This is a genomic window from Pseudomonas sp. TWI929 (assembly GCF_039673335.1).
Classification (GTDB): Bacteria; Pseudomonadota; Gammaproteobacteria; order Pseudomonadales; family Pseudomonadaceae; genus Aquipseudomonas.
The window spans coordinates 1-17780 of record NZ_JBDJLK010000102.1 but is presented as its reverse complement, the minus strand read 5'-3'; the positions used below and the strand labels follow the sequence as shown (position 1 = coordinate 17780).

At 63.1% G+C, this 17780-nt stretch carries 13 protein-coding genes; 8 read left to right on the top strand and 5 right to left on the bottom strand.

Features of this window, described 5'->3' with window-relative positions:
- The first annotated feature begins 159 nt into the window (after positions 1–159).
- Positions 160–1080, top strand: coding sequence for an AraC family transcriptional regulator (locus tag ABE456_RS25480; protein ID WP_346646408.1), 921 nt, complete (start codon positions 160–162; stop codon positions 1078–1080).
- Between the two features lie 97 nt (positions 1081–1177).
- Here the strand turns inward: ABE456_RS25480 and ABE456_RS25475 are convergent, their stop codons facing one another.
- Entirely contained in the window at positions 1178–2815 is a 1638-nt protein-coding gene (locus tag ABE456_RS25475) for a 5-guanidino-2-oxopentanoate decarboxylase (RefSeq protein ID WP_346646407.1), read from the bottom strand.
- Positions 2816–2929: 114 nt separating this feature from the next.
- Here ABE456_RS25475 and ABE456_RS25470 point away from each other — a divergent pair, with 114 nt between their 5' ends.
- On the top strand, positions 2930–3811 hold the full coding sequence (locus ABE456_RS25470; protein ID WP_346646406.1) for a LysR substrate-binding domain-containing protein: 882 nt from the start codon (positions 2930–2932) through the stop codon (positions 3809–3811).
- 152 nt (positions 3812–3963) lie between these two features.
- On the opposite strand, the gene ABE456_RS25465 is transcribed toward ABE456_RS25470, so the two are convergent.
- Both ABE456_RS25465 and ABE456_RS25460 read right to left on the bottom strand, forming a co-directional pair.
- Entirely contained in the window at positions 3964–4578 is a 615-nt protein-coding gene (locus tag ABE456_RS25465; RefSeq protein ID WP_346646405.1) for an NAD(P)-dependent oxidoreductase, read from the bottom strand.
- Between the two features lie 27 nt (positions 4579–4605).
- On the bottom strand, positions 4606–5481 hold the full coding sequence (locus ABE456_RS25460; protein ID WP_346646404.1) for an MBL fold metallo-hydrolase: 876 nt from the start codon (positions 5479–5481) through the stop codon (positions 4606–4608).
- A 102-nt stretch (positions 5482–5583) separates the two neighbouring features.
- Here ABE456_RS25460 and ABE456_RS25455 point away from each other — a divergent pair, with 102 nt between their 5' ends.
- Complete coding sequence (locus ABE456_RS25455; protein WP_346646403.1) at positions 5584–6489, top strand: LysR family transcriptional regulator; 906 nt, start codon at positions 5584–5586, stop codon at positions 6487–6489.
- A gap of 27 nt (positions 6490–6516) precedes the next feature.
- Here the strand turns inward: ABE456_RS25455 and ABE456_RS25450 are convergent, their stop codons facing one another.
- Positions 6517–7386 (bottom strand): oxaloacetate decarboxylase, encoded by an 870-nt coding sequence (locus ABE456_RS25450; RefSeq protein WP_346646402.1) that lies wholly within the window; start codon positions 7384–7386, stop codon positions 6517–6519.
- Between the two features lie 461 nt (positions 7387–7847).
- Between ABE456_RS25450 and ABE456_RS25445 the strand changes: the two genes are divergently transcribed.
- Positions 7848–9299 (top strand): MDR family MFS transporter, encoded by a 1452-nt coding sequence (locus tag ABE456_RS25445; protein WP_346646401.1) that lies wholly within the window; start codon positions 7848–7850, stop codon positions 9297–9299.
- Between the two features lie 222 nt (positions 9300–9521).
- Here the strand turns inward: ABE456_RS25445 and ttgR are convergent, their stop codons facing one another.
- A complete protein-coding gene (gene ttgR / locus ABE456_RS25440) occupies positions 9522–10154 on the bottom strand; it encodes an efflux transport transcriptional regulator TtgR (protein WP_346646400.1) in 633 nt (210 codons plus the stop codon).
- 257 nt (positions 10155–10411) lie between these two features.
- Between ttgR and ttgA the strand changes: the two genes are divergently transcribed.
- From ttgA to ABE456_RS25420, 4 genes are all read left to right on the top strand, one after another.
- Complete coding sequence (gene ttgA / locus ABE456_RS25435; RefSeq protein WP_346646399.1) at positions 10412–11566, top strand: toluene efflux RND transporter periplasmic adaptor subunit TtgA; 1155 nt, start codon at positions 10412–10414, stop codon at positions 11564–11566.
- A 3-nt stretch (positions 11567–11569) separates the two neighbouring features.
- Positions 11570–14722, top strand: coding sequence for a multidrug efflux RND transporter permease subunit TtgB (gene ttgB / locus ABE456_RS25430; protein WP_346646398.1), 3153 nt, complete (start codon positions 11570–11572; stop codon positions 14720–14722).
- Positions 14719–16173 carry an AdeC/AdeK/OprM family multidrug efflux complex outer membrane factor gene (locus ABE456_RS25425; RefSeq protein ID WP_346646397.1) on the top strand — a complete coding sequence of 485 codons (1455 nt, stop codon included), beginning with the start codon at positions 14719–14721 and terminating at the stop codon, positions 16171–16173. The genes ttgB and ABE456_RS25425 overlap by 4 nt, the downstream gene beginning before the upstream one ends.
- A gap of 276 nt (positions 16174–16449) precedes the next feature.
- A complete protein-coding gene (locus ABE456_RS25420) occupies positions 16450–17706 on the top strand; it encodes an OprD family porin (protein ID WP_346646396.1) in 1257 nt (418 codons plus the stop codon).
- Positions 17707–17780: the final 74 nt, after the last annotated feature.

The window sequence follows — 17780 nt, the reverse complement described above, 5'->3', positions numbered from 1 at the left end:
CACGTTCTGGGCCCCCCCCGGGCGCCAGTTTCGCCATTGACGGCTGGCCGTTGGCCTGATCCTCCTGGGCGGCCGCATCGGCCACTCGACGAGCAGCTTTCGACTAGCGCCCGCCATTGCCCAAACTTATGCTGCGTCGGTCAGTAGAGGAAAGCCATCATGACCACCGCCACGTCCACCGACCCGACCCTGGAACTGCAGCGCCTGGAACTGGCCGAGTTGATCCGCCGCCACGCCGGCGAGCCTCACGGACCGGCATCGGCCATCGACAGCCTGTACCTGGTGCGCTACACCGAGAACGTGCGCTCGGTACCAACCCTGGCACAACCCGCCTTGTGTATCCTGGCCCAGGGCAGCAAAAGCCTGTTCCTCGGTGACGAGCAGTACGCCTACGACCCATTGCATTACATGGTGGTCTCGGTGACCTTGCCGCTGAGCGCCGTGAAACTCGACGCCAGCCCGGAGAACCCTAGCCTGGGCCTGCGCATGGACCTTGACCCGGCCGAGATCAGCCAGCTGATTGCCGAAAGCGGGCCGATGCTGGTACCCAACCGGCCATCCGGCCGTGGCCTGTATGTGGAAAGAACCGATGCCGCGTTGCTCGACGCCCTGCTGCGGCTGATTCGCCTGTTGGATACCCCGCGCGACATCGCGATGCTGGCACCACTGTTCCGTCGGGAGATTCTCTACCGCCTGTTGCGTGGGCCGCAGGGTTATCGTTTGTATGAAATCGCCTTGGCCAACAGCCAGACCCACCGGGTGTGCCAGGCTATTAGCTGGCTCAACAACAACTACCAGCAACCGCTGCGTATCGAAGACCTGGCCCGTGAGGTCAACCTTAGTACCTCGACCTTGCACCACCGTTTCAAGGCCGTGACGTCGATGAGCCCATTGCAGTACCAGAAGCAATTGCGCCTGCAGGAGGCACGGCGGTTGATGCTGAACGACGGGCTCGAGGCGGCGGTGGCGGCCTATCGGGTGGGCTATGAAAGCCCGTCGCAGTTCAGCCGCGAATACAGCCGGCTGTATGGCGCGCCGCCGATTCGGGATGTGGCCAGGTTGCGGGCCAATGCTGGCTGAAGTTTTTGATGGCAGTACCAGCCTCTTCGCGGGCTTGCCCGCTCCCACGGGGATAGCGACAACCCGCGAAGAGGCCAGTACAGGAAACAGCTCTACTTCACCCCGACACAGCCGCCTGCCACTGGTTCTGGTCCACCTGGATCAACGTCGGCCCCTTGCGCTCCACTGCCTGCGCCAGCGCCGCCTGCAGCTGCGTCACATCCATCACATGCTCCGCCGCCGCCCCCAACGCCCGCGCTACCCCAATGAAGTCCGGGGTGTGAATATCCACCCCGACCGGCTCGATGGCCCGGTTGACCATGTATTTCTTGATTTCCTCGTAGCCCTGGTTATTCCACAACAGCACGATCAGCGGCACCTGCGCCTCCACCGCGCTGGCCAGCTCCGGCAGGGTGAACTGCAAACCGCCGTCACCGATCAGGCACACGGCCGGCGCACGCCCTTCGGCCTGCTGCGCGCTGCCCAGCCAGGCGCCCATGGCTGCCGGCAACGCGTAACCCAAGGTGCCGTAACCGGTCGAGGCGTTGAACCAACGCCGTGGCTGGTCCATGTCCAGGGTCAGGTTGCCGGTGTACACCGGCTGGGTCGAATCGCCCACCAGAATGGCATTGGGCAGGCGTTCGAGAATCGCGCTCAGCAAACGCGTCTGGCTAAGGGTCGGCTGGTCCCAGCCCGCCGCCAGTGCCTGACGCAGGCTGGCTACGCGGGCCACACCCCAGGTGCTTTCGCGCACGGGCTGCGGCTGGGCCTGCAAGGCGTCGAGCAGTGCTTCGGCAGCCAGTTCGGCATCGGCCACCAGCGCCAGCTCCGGCAAGTAATTACGCACGGTCTGGTCCGGGTCGATATCGATGCGCAACAGGCTGCCTGGGATCTCGAAACCACCCTTGAAGGTCACGTCATAGTCGGTCTCGGCCAGCTCGGTGCCAATCGCCAGCACCACGTCAGCCTCGGCCACCAACGCCCGGGTGGCCGGCAGTGACTGGGTCGAGCCGATTTGCAGCGGGTGGCTGGATGGCAGCAACCCCTTGGCATTGATGGTCAGCGCCACCGGGGCCTGCAGGTGCTCCGCCAGGCGTGCCAATGAAGCCCCCGCAGCCAGGGCGCCGCCCCCTGCCAAAATCAATGGCCGCCGTGCACTGGCCAAGCGCTCGGCCATCTGCGCCACGGCCTGCGGTGCAGCCCCTGCCCGGCTGCCACGAACCGGGCGGCCCGGCAGCAATTGGTCGGCCGGCTCGACCAACACGTCGAGCGGGATCTCGATATGCACCGGGCGCGGCCGGGCGCTGTCGAACACGGCGAATGCCCGGGCCAACACCTGCGGCAGGTCGGCAGCACTCATCAAGGTATGGGAAAACGCCGCCACCCCCGCCACCAGCGCTGCCTGGTTGGGTAACTCATGCAGCTTGCCGCGGCCACCACCCAGTTGGTCGCGAGACTGCACGCTGGAAATTACCAGCATCGGGATCGAGTCAGCGTAGGCCTGGCCCATGGCCGTGGTGATGTTGGTCATGCCCGGGCCGGTAATGATGAAGCACACCCCCGGTTTGCCACGGGTGCGCGCATAGCCGTCAGCCATGAACCCGGCACCTTGCTCGTGGCGCGGGGTGATATGGCGAATGGACGAGCCCGCCAGGCCACGGTAGAGCTCCACGGTATGTACACCAGGAATGCCGAAGACATGGTCCACGCCATAGCCTTCAAGGAGTTTGACCAGTACTTCGCCGCAGGTTGCCATCGGGGTTCACCATGAATCTTGTTGGGTTATGCCCTTATTGGACCCAAGCCACGGCTATCGCCACAATGCAAAAAAACACATACTAGCCATGTCCTGTGATCATGGCTCACTGCAATGAAACGCCTCCCGCCCCTGCCCGCCCTGCACACCTTCCTGGTCACCGCCCAGTGCTGCAATTTCACCCGCGCCGGGCAGCAGTTGCACATCACCCAAGGCGCCGTCAGCCGGCAGATCGCAGCCCTTGAAGAACACCTGGGTTATGCCCTGTTCCAGCGCCAGGCACGTGGCCTGAGCCTGACCCGTGAAGGCCAGGACTGGCTGCCACGGGTGCAACAGGTGTTCGCGCTGATCGAACAAGGGGTACGCGAGGTAGGTGAGCACAGCACCACCCTGCAGCTCAAGGCGCCAACCTGCGTGATGCGTTGGCTGCTGCCACGACTGATGGAGTGGCAGGCACTGCGCCCGGACGTACCGGTGGAGCTGACCACGACCGTGCAGCATGGGGTGGATTTTCGCCGCGAGGGCTTTGATGCGGCGGTGGTCTATGGCGACGCGCCGAACCACGGGCTGCACGTACGCAAGCTGTTTGATGAGCAACTGACACCGGTATGCGCACCGCCACTGCGTGAGGGGCCGCTACCATTGCAGCAGGTAGAAGACCTGGCGCGGCACATGTTGCTGCACCCCTCGCGGGACGAGCATGACTGGCAGTTGTGGTTGCAGGCAGCTGGGGTGACGCTGACGGCACAGGGGCCGAAGCAGCATTTCGAGACACTGGACATGGCCATGGCCATGGCTTCGCAGGGGACCGGGGTGGCGATCGGTGACTGGTCGCTGATTGGTGATGACTTACGCGGCGGGCGGTTGTGCATGCCGTTTGCGCTGAAAGTGCTGACGGGCAAGGGCTATTACCTGGTGAGCCAGGCCAGGAACTTGCCGCCGGGGTTGCTGGAGTTGCTGGATTGGCTGGAAGATCGGGCAAGCTTGCACATATAGGCTGGCGTACGCGGTTTTTGTGGGAGCGGCCTTGTGTCGCGATAGGGCTGCGCAGCAGCCCCAGAAACCTGTCCACTCATGCTGAAGCCCTGGGGCCGCTTTGCGGCCCTATCGCGACACAAGGCCGCTCCCACAAAAGCAGAGCAGGCGGCTCAGTACCCGACCGTGAACCGCTGACGCGAATGCTGCGGCTTCTCCAGCTCGTCGAGCATGGCAATCGCGTAGTCGGCAAAGGTGATCCAGCTCTTGCCATCCGCGCCGATCAGCAGGTGATCCTTGCCCGATTTGTAGTGCCCGCTGCGCTCGCCCTCTACGAACTCCGCCGACGGCGACAGGAAAGTCCAGTCCAGGTTCGGCTCGCGCTGCAACGCCTCCAGAAAGCGCACACCGGCAGTGGCCTCGGCCTTGTACGCTTCCGGAAAGTCCGGGCTGTCGATCACTCGGTGCCCCGACGGCAGCAACAGGCTGCCGGCACCACCCACCACCAGCAGGCGCTTGACCCCAGCCCGCTTGACCGGCTCGATGATCGCATGCGGCTCGATGGTGGAAAAATGCGCAGCGCTCAGTACCGCGTCCACACCCGCCACTGCTGCTTGCAGGGCCGCGCTGTCCTTGGCATCCAGCGCCTTGACGGTCACCCCGTCACGCCCCTGCAGCCGCGAAGGGTCGCGGGCGATGGCCAGCACACTGTGGCCACGGCGCAGGGCCTCTTCCAGCAACTGGCTGCCGGCGCGGCCAGTGGCACCGATGATTGCAATCTTGCTCATGAGATACTCTCCATCAGTTGAACGGAATTACCACTTCATTTCGCCCTTGGCGACCTTGGCCCCCAGCTCCAGCGAGCTTTCATCGGCCAGGCCCGGGTAACGCTGCTTCATGGCCTTGATCAACGCGCCAGCATCTTTCGCCTTGGCGGTTTCAGCATCAAAATCACGTATGTAGTTGGCGGTGAAGCGCACGGCCTCCAGCGAGCGGCTGCTATCGCCCAGGTAATGGCCCGGGATAACCGTGCGCGGCGCCAGCGCTTCGATGTGCGCCAGGGTGCCAAGCCAGTCGGCGTGCGACTTGGCCGTTTGCGTGTCGGCCATCCACACATGAATGTGCTCGGACACCACCACGCCCCCGACCACTGCCTTGATCGACGGGATCCAGACAAAACTGCGATCCGGCTGCGGGCCGTCCAGGCCAACCACTTCGAGGGCCTGCCCTTCCAGTGTCAGCTGGTTACCTTCAAGCACCTGCGGCAGCACCAGACGCGCCGGCTTGTCCGCGCCCATCTGCGGCCCCCAGTACGCCAGCTTGGCGTCCATGGTCTGGCGGATATGTGCAACGGTGGCGGCCGAAGCCAGCACCTTGGCGTCGGGGAAGGCCTGGGTCAGGGTATCCAGGCCGAAGTAGTAGTCCGGGTCACCGTGGCTGATGTAGATGCTGGTCAGCTGCTTGCCACTCGCTCGCAACCGTTGCACCAACTGCTCGGCCTGCGCCTTGCCAAACTGGGCGTCGACCAGCACGGCGTCGTGCTCGCCACTGACGATCACCGAGCTGACCGGGAAGATAGCCGCGTGCCCAGGGTTGTATACCTCCAGCTGCAAGGGCTCGGCGGCCATCACCGGGCCGGCCAGGGTAACGCAGGCCAGCAACAGGCCACGCAAGGGAGTGAACAGGGACATGGGCAACGCCTTCTGAAGAACAATGCCCAACAGCTTAGTTGCCCGATCCGTGACAAAAAATGCCATGCTGGGACATAGTTTGTTTCTGAAACCGGGCAAATCATGGACCGTCTCAACGCTATGCGCGTTTTCGTCACCGTCGTTGACCTCGGCAGCCAATCGGCTGCGGCAGATCATCTGCAGTTGTCCCGGCCGGTGGTGTCACGTTACCTGGCCGAGCTGGAGGACTGGGTCGGCGCGCGGCTGATGCAGCGCACCACTCGCAAGCTCAGCCTTACCGCCGCCGGCCAGGAAACCCTGCCCCGCTGTCGGCAATTGCTGGAGCTGGCCGGCGACCTGCAGGCCGCCGTGCAACAGCCGGATGATGCGCCAAGGGGTGCGCTGCGCATCAGCGTCAGTACTTCATTCGGCCAGGCACAACTGGTGGATGCAGTGGCCGCCTACGTGCGGCGCTACCCCGGGGTGAAGGTGGAGCTGCAGATGCTCGATCGCACGGTCAACCTGGTGGACGAGCGTATCGACCTGGCCATCCGCACCAGCAATGAGCTGGACCCCAACCTGATCGCCCGGCGCCTTAGCGTGTGCCGCTCGGTGGTGTGCGCGGCACCGGCCTACCTGCGCGAGCACGGCACGCCGCAACAGGTCGAAGAGCTGAGCCGGCACAACTGCCTGACCCACGCCTACTTTGGCCACAGCCTGTGGCATTTCGAAATGGCCGGCCAGCAGGTCGCCGTGCCGGTGGCAGGGAACATCAGTGCCAACGAGGCGATGACCCTGCAAAAGGCGGCACTGGCTGGCGCTGGCATCGCCATGCTGCCGACCTACCAGGCCGCCGAGGCCCTGCGCAAAGGTGAACTGGTGCGCCTGCTGCCGGAGGCAAAGCCGCGCGAGCTGAACCTGAATGCGGTTTACACGTCGCGCAAGCACATGCCGGCGACCTTGCGCAGCATGCTGGATTTTCTGGTACAGCGGTTCAAGGACGAGCCGGAGTGGGACCGCGACCTTTGAATCTACGCTTCTACACGAATCGCGCTGTCACTCCTCGACGCTCATGTATTCCTTGGCCCAGCGGATGTAGTCCTCGGGCTGGGTATAGGTGTGCGAGAGTTCGGTGGCGCTGAGGTTTTCCGACTTGTTCTGCTGGCCGCGCTGCAACCGCAGGCAATCGTAGGTGGCCTTGATCGCGGCAAAGTAGGCCGCGTGGCCATCGACCACGATGCGCACGCCCAAGCGTGCCAGGCGCTCGTCGTCACGCAGCTTCGGGTTGCCGTAGGTAACCAGCATCAGCGGTACCGTCAGGTGCTCGGCAATCTGCTCAAGTTGCTCGAAGTCCTTCACACCCACCATGCAGATACCGTCGGCACCGGCCTTCTGGTAGCTCTGGGTACGCACGATGATTTCTTCGGTGGTGAGCACGCCTGCGTTGGTACGGGCAATGATCGACAGCGCGGAGTCTACCCGTGCCTCCAGTGCCGCACGGATCTTGCCGACGCCCTCTTCGACCGGGATCAGGTCGGTGGACTTGCGCCCGAACTGGGCAGGCAGCAGGGTGTCCTCGATGGTCAGCGCAGCCACGCCGGCGCGCTCCAGTTCGATCACCGTACGCATGACATTCAGCGCGTTGCCATAGCCGTGGTCAGCGTCAGCCAGTACCGGCAGTTGCGCCACGCGGCCAATACGCGTGGCCTGCTCGACGAACTCGCTGAGGGTGATCAGGGCGAAGTCCGGTGCCGCCAACACCTGCAGCGAAGCGACGGAACCACCGAGGATGCCGACCTCGAAGCCCAGGTCTGCGGCGATGCGTGCCGACATCGGGTCGAACACCGAGGCCGTGTGGAAGCAGGAACCTGAAGCGAGCAGCTCGCGGAAGGCAAAACGCAAATCTTGATGGGAAGCCTTGGGCATGATCACTCCGCAAATAAGTTGAAATTTGAACGGTAACTACCGACCCCTGTAATCGGGTCTACCTGACCTGTTCCAACCGTCGCCATCTGGGCGGTCATGCTCGACATGCAGGCAGAGGAATAAAAGGTGTGGGAGACAGTGGCGCGAAAAACCGGCGGCATACTGTTGCACCAAGCTGGTGCAAGCCCCGGATTTCAGCCTCTGTGGCATACCAACGATATCACGCAGCCATGCAGCACTGGATGAATGCGCCAATGCCGATTCGGCATAGGGGATGCAGATAGTACATAGGAAGCTACCTAACTCAGGTTACAATCCGGGTACTTCATGCTGGCCTATTCGCGGGTAAACCCGCTCCCACAGGGACCGCACACCCCTCAAGACCAGCGCCGTCCCTGTGGGCGCGGGTTAACCCGCGAAAGGGCCGGTACATGTCACCCATTACCCGATAAGGTCCTTCCGTGACAGCCGCCCTGCCCCCCACCACCCTGCGCAACGTGCTCACCGCCCTGATGCTGGCGATTTTCCTCGGTGCCCTGGACCAGACCATCGTCGCCGTCTCGCTGCCAGCGATCTCGGCCCAGTTCAACGATGTCGGCCTGCTGGCCTGGGTCATCTCCGGCTACATGGTGGCCATGACCATAGCCGTGCCGATCTACGGCAAGCTGGGAGACCTGTACGGCCGGCGGCGGATGATCTTGACCGGCATCAGCCTGTTCACCCTGGCCTCGATCGCCTGCGCCATGGCCCTGGACATGCAGCAACTGGTGCTGGCCCGGGTACTGCAGGGTATTGGTGCCGGCGGCATGGTCTCGGTAAGCCAGGCGATCATCGGCGACTTCGTCCCCCCACGCGAGCGCGGTCGCTACCAGGGTTACTTCAGCAGCATGTACGCGGTGGCCAGCGTCGCCGGGCCGGTGCTGGGCGGCTGGCTGACCGAGTACCTATCGTGGCGCTGGGTGTTCTGGATCAACCTGCCGCTAGGGCTGGTCGCCTTGTGGGCAATCCGCCGTGCCCTCGGCGGCATGCCAGCGCAGCGCCGCGAGGTGCAGGTGGACTACCTCGGCGCGGTGCTGCTGATCCTCGGCCTGGGCAGCCTGTTGCTGGGTATCACCCTGGTTGGCCAGGGCCACGCCTGGGGCGACCCGGCCGTGTTGGCCCTGTTCGCCTGCGCCGTGCTGGGCCTGGTGCTGTTCATTGCCCATGAACGCCGCTGCCCGGAACCGCTGTTACCGCTCGGCCTGTTCAACAACCGGGTTGCTGTGCTGTGCTGGGGGGTGATCTTTTTCGCCAGTTTCCAGTCGATTTCCCTGACCATGCTCATGCCGCTGCGCTACCAGGGCATCACCGGTGCCGGTGCCGACAGCGCTGCCTTGCACTTGCTGCCGCTGGCGATGGGGCTGCCCATGGGCGCCTTCACCGGCGGGCGCATGACCAGCCGGACCGGGCGCTACAAGCCACAGATCCTTGCCGGTGCGCTATTGATGCCGCTGGCCATTTTCGCCATGGCCCTGACCCCGCCACAGTCGGCATTGCTCAGTGCACTGTTCATGCTGCTGACCGGCATTGCCTGCGGCCTGCAGTTCCCGACCTCACTGGTGGCCACGCAAAGCGCGGTGGACAGCAAGGACATCGGCGTGGCCACCAGCACCACCAACCTGTTCCGCTCGCTAGGTGGGGCCATGGGGGTGGCGTGCATGTCCAGCCTGTTGCTGGCGCTACTGCACCAGGGCGGGTTCGAATTGCTGGGTAATCCGTTGCTTGGGAGCTTGAAGGCCGGCGAGGTAGACTTGGTGACGCAGGGGCGCTTGCTGGAGACGTTCCGCCAGCTGTTGATGGGAAGTGCGCTGATCGCGGTACTTGGGCTGGTAGCGGCAGTGGCATTGCCAGATCGACAACTGCGCGGACGCTAAAGGCTCGCGCGATTTCTGTGGGAGCGGCCTTGTGTCGCGATAGGGCTGCAAAGCAGCCCCAGCAATTTGTGCATCGCTGCTGAAACCTTGGGGCCGCTTTGCGGCCCTATCGCGACACAAGGCCGCTCCCACAGGGTTAGTGCCTTGTTCAGAGTCATCCGGAAGCTTTAATCCTCTGTTAATACAAAGAGGAAACACTCCCTCACAATCCTTCACAAAGTGTCATTTGCGCAGAGCCGGGCTCAAGCGCAGCATATCCAGCCCGGTGTCGACCCATTTTTCGACATCACCCAACAGGTCGACACTGTCAGGCAGCAACAGCCAGCGCCCGATCAGGCCATCGACATACGCAAACATGGCCACCGCCGCGCGCTCGACATCCAGCTCGCCAGGCAACTGGTCCCGGCGCACGGCATTGGCCAACGCCAGGGCAATGCCCTTGTGGCAATCCAGCACCGCACCTTGGCGCTGCTGGCGAATTTCACACATGTCATCGGTGAACTCGCACTTGTGATGCAGGATTTCATTGATACGTCGGGTTCGGGCATCGAGCACCAGCTCGTTGAACACCTGCAGCAGCAGCTTGCGCATGCAGCCAAGCGGGTCGACTTCGTCCTCGCTTTCGCTCGCCCGCGCCAGGTGGTCATGGGTTTCGTGCAGGCTGTCGAGCAACGCCTGCACCAGCTCGGCCTTGTTGTTGAAGTGCCAGTAGATCGCCCCCCGCGTAACACCCGCCAGCTCGGCGATGTCGGCCAGGGTGGTTCGCGCTACCCCGCGCTTGTAGAAGGCCTTTTCCGCCGCCTCGATGATCTGGGCGCGGGTTTCCTGGGCTTCTTCTTTGGTTCTACGGACCATGGCAGTACAACCTCATCTGGCCCGAACGCGCAGCGCGTGCGGGGAACGCTCCGGTTGCACCTCTGCAGGGTGCCTCACGGATGAGCTAATCAAGGGCTGTGGCAGTACAGGAGTACAACCCAGCGGTATTTACAAACAACCATGAATGTAAGTATATTCCTTAGCAAGCTATTTATCCACCGGATAGCACTTTTTCCAGATCAAGACTCTTCCATTACTCTTGAGCGTCTCACTGCTCCAGCGACCCGAGGATCCTCATGCAATTCAAGCCAGCCGTTACCGCTCTGGTTTCCGCCGTCGCCCTGGCAACCCTGCTCAGTGGCTGTAAGAAAGAGGAAGCAGCGCCTGCGGCGCAGGCTCCTCAGGTCGGCGTCGTGACCATCCAGCCGCAAGCCTTCACCCTGACCTCGGAATTGCCGGGGCGTACCAGTGCCTACCGCGTCGCCGAAGTGCGCCCGCAGGTCAACGGCATCATCCTCAAGCGCCTGTTCAAGGAAGGCAGTGAGGTCAAGGAAGGCCAGCAGCTGTACCAGATCGACCCTGCCGTGTACGAAGCCACCCTGGCCAATGCCCAGGCCAACCTGCAGTCCACCCGCTCGCTGGCCGAGCGCTACAAACAGCTGGTCAACGAACAGGCCGTATCGAAGCAGGAATACGACGATGCCAGTGCCAAACGATTGCAGGCCGAAGCTTCGCTGAAAAGCGCACAGATCGACCTGCGCTACACCAAGGTTCTGGCACCGATCAGCGGCCGCATCGGCCGCTCTTCGGTCACCGAAGGTGCGCTGGTCAACAACGGCCAGACCAACGCCATGGCCACCATCCAGCAACTCGACCCGATCTACGTCGACGTCACCCAGTCCACCGCCGAGCTGCTCAAGCTGCGCCGTGAACTGGAAAGCGGCCAGCTGCAGAAGGCCGGCGACAACGCCGCCTCGGTCCAGCTGGTGCTGGAAGACGGCAGCCTGTTCAAGCAGGAAGGCCGCCTGGAGTTCTCCGAAGTCGCGGTCGACGAGACCACCGGCTCGGTAACCCTGCGCGCGCTCTTCCCCAACCCCGATCACACCCTGCTGCCAGGCATGTTCGTGCATGCGCGGCTGAAGGCCGGGGTCAACACCAACGCCATTCTGGCCCCGCAACAGGGCGTTACCCGTGACCTGAAAGGCGCGCCGACCGCCCTGGTAGTCAACCAGGAGAACAAGGTCGAGCTGCGCCAGCTCAAGGCCAACCGTACCCTGGGCAGCGACTGGCTGATCGAGGAAGGCCTCAACCCAGGCGACCGCCTGATCACCGAAGGGCTGCAGTACGTGCGCCCAGGCGTCGAGGTCAAGGTCAGCGAAGCCACCAACGTCAAGAAGCCGGCCAGCCCTGTCCAGGCCAACGCAGCGAAAGCAGACGCCAAAGCGGAGTAAACCATGTCGAAGTTCTTTATCGATCGCCCGATCTTCGCCTGGGTGATCGCCTTGGTGATCATGCTGGTCGGGGCCTTGTCGATCCTGAAGCTGCCGATCAACCAGTACCCCAGCATCGCGCCGCCGGCCATCGCCATTGCCGTGACCTACCCGGGCGCCTCGGCGCAAACCGTGCAGGACACCGTGGTGCAGGTGATCGAGCAGCAGCTCAACGGTATCGACAACCTGCGTTATGTGTCGTCGGAAAGTAACTCCGACGGCAGCATGACCATTACCGCCACCTTCGAGCAGGGCACCAACCCCGACACCGCGCAGGTGCAGGTACAGAACAAGCTGAACCTGGCCACCCCGCTGCTGCCGCAGGAAGTGCAGCAGCAAGGTATCCGCGTTACCAAGGCAGTGAAGAACTTCCTGCTGGTGATCGGCCTGGTGTCCGAAGACGGCAGCATGACCAAGGACGACCTGGCCAACTACATCGTCTCCAACATGCAGGACCCGATCTCGCGTACCGCAGGTGTGGGTGACTTCCAGGTGTTCGGTGCACAGTACGCCATGCGTATCTGGCTCGATCCGGCCAAGCTGAACAAGTTCCAGCTGACCCCGGTCGACGTCAAGACCGCAGTAGCCGCGCAGAACGTGCAGGTGTCTTCCGGCCAGCTCGGCGGCCTGCCGGCCATGCCGGGTACCCAGCTGAACGCCACCATCATCGGCAAGACGCGCCTGCAAACCGCCGAGCAGTTCGAGAAGATCCTGCTCAAGGTCAACAACGATGGTTCGCAGGTACGCCTGAGTGACGTCGCCCAAGTCGGCCTGGGTGGTGAAAACTATGCGGTCAGCGCCCAGTTCAACGGCAAGCCGGCCTCCGGCCTTGCAGTAAAACTGGCCACCGGCGCCAACGCCCTGGACACTGCCAAGGCACTGCGCAAGACCATCAGCGACCTGGAGCCGTTCTTCCCGCCTGGAGTGAAAGCGGTATTCCCGTATGACACCACCCCGGTGGTCACCGAATCGATCAGTGGCGTAATCCACACCCTGATCGAGGCCGTGGTCCTGGTGTTCCTGGTGATGTACCTGTTCCTGCAGAACTTCCGCGCCACCATCATCACCACCATGACCGTACCGGTGGTGTTGCTGGGTACCTTCGGCATCCTTGCCGCCGCAGGCTTCAGCATCAACACCCTGACCATGTTCGCCATGGTCCTGGCCATCGGCTTGCTGGTGGACGACGCCATCGTCGTGGTGGAGAACGTCGAGCGGGTAATGTCCGAGGAAGGCTTGCCGCCCAAGGAAGCCACCAAGCGCTCCATGGAGCAGATCCAGGGTGCCCTGGTGGGTATCGCCCTGGTGCTCTCGGCGGTACTGCTGCCCATGGCGTTCTTCGGCGGCTCCACAGGTGTGATTTACCGGCAGTTCTCCATCACCATCGTTTCGGCCATGGGCCTGTCGGTGCTGGTGGCGCTTATCTTTACCCCGGCCCTGTGCGCCACCATGCTCAAGCCGCTGAAGAAGGGCGAGCACCATGTGGCCAAGCGCGGCTTCTTCGGCTGGTTCAACCGCAACTTCGACCGCAGCGTAAACGGCTACGAGCGCAGCGTCGGCGCCATCCTGCGCAACAAGCTGCCGTTCCTGCTGGCCTATGCGCTGATCGTGGTCGGCATGATCTGGCTGTTTGCCCGCATCCCCACCGCCTTCCTGCCGGAAGAAGACCAGGGCGTCCTGTTTGCCCAGGTACAGACCCCGGCCGGTTCCAGTGCCGAGCGCACCCAGGTGGTCGTCGACCAGATGCGTGAGTATCTGCTGAAGGAAGAAGCCGACACCGTCGCGTCGGTGTTCACCGTCAACGGCTTCAACTTCGCCGGCCGTGGCCAGAGCTCGGGTATGGCGTTCATCATGCTCAAGCCGTGGGACGAGCGTTCGGCAGAGAACAGCGTGTTCAACCTGTCGCAACGTGCCCAACAGCACTTCTTCAGCTTCCGCGATGCGATGGTGTTCGCCTTCGCCCCGCCAGCGGTACTCGAACTGGGTAACGCCACCGGCTTCGACGTGTTCCTGCAGGACCGCGCCGGCGTCGGCCACGAGAAGCTGATGGAAGCACGCAACCAGTTCCTGGCCAAGGCCGCGCAAAGCAAGATCCTCATGGCAGTGCGCCCGAACGGCCTGAACGACGAACCGCAGTACCAGCTGACCATCGATGACGAACGTGCCAGCGCCCTGGGCGTGACCATTGCCGACATCAACAACACCCTGTCGATTGCCTTGGGTGCCAGCTACGTCAACGACTTCATCGACCGCGGCCGGGTCAAGAAGGTGTACATCCAGGGCGAGCCAAACTCGCGGATGAGCCCGGAAGACCTGCAAAAGTGGTACGTACGCAATGGCGCTGGCGAGATGGTGCCATTCTCCTCCTTCGCCAAGGGTGAGTGGAGCTACGGTTCGCCAAAGCTGTCGCGTTACAACGGTGTCGAAGCGATGGAAATCCTCGGTGCACCGGCGCCTGGCTACAGTACGGGTGAAGCCATGGCCGAGGTCGAGCGCATTGCTGGCGAGCTGCCAAGCGGCATCGGCTTCTCCTGGACCGGCATGTCCTACGAGGAAAAACTCTCCGGCTCGCAGATGCCGGCACTGTTTGCCCTCTCGGTACTGTTCGTGTTCCTGTGCCTGGCAGCCCTGTATGAAAGCTGGTCGATCCCGATCGCCGTGGTCCTGGTAGTACCGCTGGGTATCATCGGTGCCCTGATCGCCACCAGCCTGCGCGGCTTGTCCAACGACGTGTACTTCCTGGTCGGCCTGTTGACCACCATCGGCCTGGCGGCGAAAAACGCCATTCTGATCGTCGAGTTCGCCAAGGAGCTGCACGAGCAGGGCCGCAGCCTGTACGACGCGGCGATCGAGGCGTGCCGCATGCGTCTGCGCCCGATCATCATGACCTCGCTGGCGTTCATCCTCGGCGTGGTACCGTTGACTATTGCAAGCGGCGCCGGCGCCGGCAGCCAGCACGCCATCGGTACTGGTGTGATCGGCGGCATGATCAGTGCGACCGTGCTGGCTATCTTCTGGGTACCACTGTTCTTCGTCGCAGTGTCGTCGCTGTTCGGCAGCAAAGAGCCGGAAAAAGACGTCACCCCTGAAACTCCACGTTATGAGGCTGGGCAATGACCAAGTCTTTGTTGTCCCTGGCGGTAACCGCATTCATTCTTGGCGGCTGCTCGCTGATCCCCGACTACCAGACCCCGGAATCGCCGGCGGCTGCGCAGTGGCCGCAAGGCCCTGCGTACTCGCCGACGCAGTCGGCGGACGTTGCCGCCGCCGAACAGGGCTGGCGCCAGTTCTTCCACGACCCGGCACTGCAGCAGCTGATCCAGACTTCGCTGGTCAACAACCGCGACCTGCGTGTCGCGGCGCTGAACATCGATGCCTACCGCGCGCAGTACCGCATCCAGCGGGCCGACCTGTTCCCGGCGGTTTCGGCCGATGGCAGCGGCAGCCGCCAGCGGGTGCCGGCGAACATGTCGCAAACCGGTGAATCGGGTATCACCAGCCAGTACTCGGCCACCCTGGGCGTCAGCGCCTATGAGCTGGACCTGTTCGGCCGTGTGCGCAGCCTGACCGAGCAGGCCCTGGAAACCTACCTGTCCAGCGAGCAGGCGCGTCGCTCCACGCAAATCGCCCTGGTGGCCAGCGTGGCCAACGCCTACTACACCTGGCAGGCCGACCAGGCACTGTTCAAGCTGACCGAAGAAACGCTGAAGACCTACGAGGAAAGCTACAACCTCACCCGTCGCAGCAACGAAGTCGGCGTGGCTTCGGCGCTGGACGTCAGCCAGGCGCGTACCGCCGTGGAAGGCGCCCGGGTCAAGTACTCGCAGTACCAACGCCTGGTCGCCCAGGACGTCAACAGCCTGACCGTACTGCTGGGCACCGGCATTCCGGCCGACCTGGCCAAGCCACTGGAGCTCAATGCCGACCAGCTGGCCGAAGTACCAGCCGGCCTGCCGTCGGACATCCTCCAGCGGCGCCCGGACATCCAGGAAGCCGAGCACCTGCTCAAGGCCGCCAACGCCAACATTGGCGCCGCTCGCGCAGCGTTCTTCCCGAGCATCAGCCTTACTGCCAACGCCGGCAGCCTGAGCCCCGACATGGGTCACCTGTTCGCGGGCGGCCAAGGCACCTGGCTGTTCCAGCCGCAGATCAACCTGCCGATCTTCAATGCCGGCAGCCTGAAGGCCAGCCTGGACTATTCGAAAATCCAGAAGGACATCAACGTCGCCAAGTACGAAAAAACCATCCAGACCGCCTTCCAGGAAGTCTCCGATGGCCTGGCGGCGCGCAAGACCTTCCAGGAGCAGCTGCAGGCGCAACGCGACCTGGTGCAGGCGAACCAGGACTACTACCGCCTGGCCGAACGCCGCTACCGCATCGGTATCGACAGCAACCTGACTTTCCTCGATGCCCAGCGCAACCTGTATACCTCTCAGCAATCGCTGATCACCGACCGCCTTTTGCAGCTGACCAGCGAGGTCAACCTGTACAAGGCACTCGGCGGTGGCTGGTATGAGCAGACCGGGCAGGCCAACCAGCAGGCATCGGTGGAAACACCGAAAAGCTGATTGAAGCTGCTACAGCATCAAGCCCACCCTCGCGGTGGGCTTTTTGTTTTCTGTTGCCTGTACTGGCTCTATCGCCGGCACAGGAAAACAATTAACCAACTGGAACATTCCGTTCGATTATCGCCCCATTCCGTTTGCGGCGAATTGCCTCACCCCTGCGCTACCCCGCACCATCCTCCCCACGCAACGTTGCCCAGTTCATCCCTGAAGACCGCACCTGCAGGCCGCATCCTGCAGTTAACCGGCTCGCCCATAAAAACAAGAGATCCACGACAGATGAGCACTTTGCAACCCGCACGCCAGCTGCTGCCCGGCCTGTTGGCCATGTCCTGCGCCCTCCCCGTGTTCGCCGCCGACCAAGGTGGTTTCATGGAGGACGCCAAGGCCACACTCAACCTGCGCAACTTCTACATCAACCGCAACTTCGTCGACCCGGCCTACCCGCAAGGCAAGGCCGAAGAATGGACGCAAAGCTTCATCCTCGACGCACGCTCCGGCTTCACCCAGGGCGTCGTCGGTTTTGGCGTGGACGTACTGGGCCTGTACTCGGTCAAGCTCGACGGCGGTAAAGGCACTACCAACACCCAACTGCTGCCAGTGCACGACGATGGCCGCCCCGCCGATGACTTCGGCCGCCTGGGTGTGGCGCTGAAAGCCAAGCTTTCCGAAACCGAGTTGAAAGTCGGTGAATGGATGCCGGTCCTGCCGATCCTGCGCTCGGACGACGGCCGCTCGCTGCCGCAAACCTTCCGCGGCGGCCAGCTGACCTCGAAGGAAATCGCCGGCCTGACCCTGTACGCCGGCCAGTTCCGCGGCAACAGCCCGCGCAATGACGCCAGCATGGAAGACATGTCGCTGAACGGCAAAGCCGCGTTCACATCCGACCGCTTCAACTTCGGCGGTGGCGAATACACCTTCAACGACAAGCGCACCATGATCGGCCTGTGGGATGCCCAGCTCAAGGACATCTACCACCAGCAGTACCTCAACCTGACGCACAGCCAGCCACTGGGCGACTGGACCCTGGGCGCCAACCTGGGCTATTTCATCGGCAAGGAAGACGGTGCCGAACGCGCCGGCGAGCTGGACAACCGCACCGCCTCGGCCCTGCTCTCGGCACGCTACCAAGGCCACACCTTCTACGTCGGCCTGCAGAAGGTCAGCGGCGACAACGCCTGGATGCGGGTCAACGGCACCAGTGGCGGTACCCTGGCCAACGACAGCTACAACTCCAGCTTCGACAATGCCAAGGAACGCTCCTGGCAGGTACGCCATGACTTCAACTTCGCCAGCGTCGGCGTGCCCGGCCTGACCCTGATGAACCGCTATATCAAGGGTGACAACGTTACCGCTGGCGGTGTGGATGATGGCAAGGAATGGGCGCGGGAGAGCGAGTTGGCCTACGTGATTCAGTCGGGCAGTTTCAAGGACCTGTCGGTGAAATGGCGTAACTCCACCATGCGCCGGGACTTCAGCACCAACTCGTTCGATGAGAACCGGCTGATCGTCAGCTACCCATTGAATCTCCTTTAAACCGACTGGCCTCTTCGCGGGTGAACCCGCTCCTACAGGGATCGCACAGCTCTAGAGCTTATGCAGTACTTGTA

Bases quoted from the DNA above. Each gene is read 5' to 3' on its own strand.
- ABE456_RS25425 (WP_346646397.1), top strand. From the start codon at position 14,719: ATGACCAAGTCTTTGTTGTCCCTGGCGGTAACCGCATTCATTCTTGGC.
- ttgB (WP_346646398.1), top strand. From the start codon at position 11,570: ATGTCGAAGTTCTTTATCGATCGCCCGATCTTCGCCTGGGTGATCGCC.
- ABE456_RS25450 (WP_346646402.1), bottom strand. From the start codon at position 7,386: ATGCCCAAGGCTTCCCATCAAGATTTGCGTTTTGCCTTCCGCGAGCTG.
- ABE456_RS25475 (WP_346646407.1), bottom strand. From the start codon at position 2,815: ATGGCAACCTGCGGCGAAGTACTGGTCAAACTCCTTGAAGGCTATGGC.
- ABE456_RS25480 (WP_346646408.1), top strand. From the start codon at position 160: ATGACCACCGCCACGTCCACCGACCCGACCCTGGAACTGCAGCGCCTG.
- ABE456_RS25465 (WP_346646405.1), bottom strand. From the start codon at position 4,578: ATGAGCAAGATTGCAATCATCGGTGCCACTGGCCGCGCCGGCAGCCAG.
- ABE456_RS25460 (WP_346646404.1), bottom strand. From the start codon at position 5,481: ATGTCCCTGTTCACTCCCTTGCGTGGCCTGTTGCTGGCCTGCGTTACC.
- ABE456_RS25470 (WP_346646406.1), top strand. From the start codon at position 2,930: ATGAAACGCCTCCCGCCCCTGCCCGCCCTGCACACCTTCCTGGTCACC.
- ABE456_RS25455 (WP_346646403.1), top strand. From the start codon at position 5,584: ATGGACCGTCTCAACGCTATGCGCGTTTTCGTCACCGTCGTTGACCTC.
- ttgA (WP_346646399.1), top strand. From the start codon at position 10,412: ATGCAATTCAAGCCAGCCGTTACCGCTCTGGTTTCCGCCGTCGCCCTG.
- ABE456_RS25420 (WP_346646396.1), top strand. From the start codon at position 16,450: ATGAGCACTTTGCAACCCGCACGCCAGCTGCTGCCCGGCCTGTTGGCC.
- ttgR (WP_346646400.1), bottom strand. From the start codon at position 10,154: ATGGTCCGTAGAACCAAAGAAGAAGCCCAGGAAACCCGCGCCCAGATC.